This window comes from Mesorhizobium sp. M4A.F.Ca.ET.020.02.1.1 (genome assembly GCF_004022645.1).
Taxonomy (GTDB): Bacteria; Pseudomonadota; Alphaproteobacteria; order Rhizobiales; family Rhizobiaceae; genus Mesorhizobium.
Genome location: NZ_RZOI01001079.1, coordinates 1 through 1,421, shown reverse-complemented (window position 1 = coordinate 1,421; position 1,421 = coordinate 1). Strand labels below are relative to the sequence as shown.

The window sequence follows — 1,421 nt, the reverse complement described above, 5'->3', positions numbered from 1 at the left end:
ATTGCTCGCCTTCGGCCAGTTCCTCGACGATAGGTCCGGCGATGACGAGGTCGGCGCGGTCGAGCAGGTAGGCCTTGCCGAAACCGCCATTGAGGCTGGCGCGTTCCGGTTCGAGGCGGAAAATAGAGAAGTCGCCGAGTCCGACGTAAAGCTTCGCCTTGGGGTTGCGGTTGAGGTAGCGCCGCTCGGCGCGCATATGTTCGGCCGAACCGCGCTCCAGCCGCCTTGCGCGACAGACAAGGGTTGTCCGTGGGTGCGCCAGCGGATCGCCCTTGCCGGGCTCGCCGACGAGCAACGAGCAACGCGGGTCGGCAAGCAGCGCGCCGGTGTGCGCCGACAGCATCGAGACCAGGATCAGCGGGGCGCCGTCGCTGTCGGTGGCGACGCCGACCCGGCTCGCCAGCGGCGCTCCGGTCTCAGGGTCGATCACAGCCAGGGCGCCGAAACGGGCGCCGCGGATCAGCGTCTTAGCCAGCCTGACCGCTGCGGCGTCGGTCTCGCGGATGACGTCTTTTTTCCGATCGACCAAAAGCGCTCCCCGTTAAGCTGATCTTTCTGCTCCGCTTATCATCCGATCACACCGGATTTGACAAGGGCGGCAATCTCGCTTTCAGCCATGCCGTAGCGCGCCAGAACCATCTCCGGCTTAAGATCACGATCGGTCGGCGCGGTGGCCAGCGCTGACGGCGTTTGCGAGAAGCGCGGCGCCGGGGCAGGGCGATCGAGATTGCCTGATTGCACAAAGGCGCCGCGGGCGCGACTGTGCGGATGATCCCTTGCCTCCAGCAAGGACAACACCGGGGCGACGCAGGCATCGCTTGCGGCGAAAAGCGCTTCCCAGTCGTTGCGGGTCTTTTGTTTCATCCGCGCGGCGATTTCGGCGCGCATGGCCGGCCATGTCGTCCTGTCGTATTGACCATGCGCGAAGCGCGGGTCGAGCGGGAGCAGCCTGGCGAATTCGGCGAAGAAGCGGGGCTCGAGGCAGCCGACCGCGACATGGCGCGCGTCCGCCGTCTCGTAAGTATCGTAGAAGGGCGCGCCGGAATCGAGCAGGTTCTCGCCGCGTGCGTCGCTCCAGAGGCCGGCCGCCATGAAGGCGTGTATCGGCGTTGCCAGCATGGAAGCGCCTTCAACCATGGCGGCATCGATCACCTGGCCCTTGCCGGAACGCGAGCGCTGGAACAAAGCAGCGAGCACGCCAGCAACCAACATCATGGCGCCACCGCCATAGTCGGCGACGAGGTTGAGCGGCGGGACCGGCGGGCTTCCCTGCCTGCCGATGGCGTGCAGCAGGCCGGAATAGCCGAGATAGGTGATGTCGTGGCCGGCGCGGTCCGAAAGCGGCCCGCCCTGGCCGAAGCCGGTCAGGCGGCCGTAGATCAGCGCCGGATTGCGCGCCAGCACCGTGTCAGGCCCGAGAC

At 66.8% G+C, this 1,421-nt stretch carries 2 protein-coding genes; both read right to left on the bottom strand.

Translation table 11 applies throughout. The features are described from left to right. Positions 1 to 529, bottom strand: a 529-nt coding sequence (locus EN742_RS34955) for a pyridoxamine 5'-phosphate oxidase family protein (RefSeq protein ID WP_148670524.1), incomplete at its 3' end; no start/stop codon positions are given. 38 nt (positions 530 to 567) lie between these two features. Continuing rightward, positions 568 to 1,421 (bottom strand): CaiB/BaiF CoA-transferase family protein (locus EN742_RS34950; RefSeq protein WP_148670523.1); only part of this gene is annotated, 854 nt, incomplete at its 5' end.